Origin of the sequence: Mesorhizobium sp. M1A.F.Ca.IN.020.06.1.1 (genome assembly GCF_004023265.1) — a bacterium.
In the GTDB taxonomy this organism is placed as follows: domain Bacteria; phylum Pseudomonadota; class Alphaproteobacteria; order Rhizobiales; family Rhizobiaceae; genus Mesorhizobium.
Window position 1 is genome coordinate 1 of the sequence record NZ_RZSR01001813.1, and the last position, 438, is coordinate 438.

Here is a 438-nt window from a genome sequence, read left to right on the forward strand (position 1 = left end):
ATCTGATGCCGCTCACCTACCGGTGGTCGTCGCGCTTCATCTTCCTTGACGACCAGGAGGCCCGCGCCCGGCTGGAGCGCACCCGCAAGAAATGGCAGCAGAAGGTCAGGCCCTTCTTCGACCAGCTGTTCCAGACGCAATCGCGCTCGGTCGACCAGGATGCGATGGCGATGGTGGCCGAGACGGAGGATGCAATCGCCCAGGCGTCGTCGCAGCTTGTTGCCTATGGCTACTACACGCCGGTCATCGTGCTGTTGGACGACAACGAAACCAGATTGCGGGAGAAGGCCGAGGCCGTCCGCCGCCTCGTCCAGGCCGAGGGTTTTGGTGCCCGGATCGAGACCATCAATGCGACGGAGGCTTTTCTCGGCAGCCTGCCGGGAAACTGGTATGCGAACATTCGCGAGCCGCTGATCAACACCCGCAACCTCGCCGACC

At 63.2% G+C, this 438-nt stretch carries 1 pseudogene; it reads left to right on the forward strand.

Annotated features, from left to right (window positions below):
• A pseudogene (locus EOA60_RS37030) lies at positions 1–438 on the forward strand (conjugal transfer protein TrbE); the annotation flags it as partial.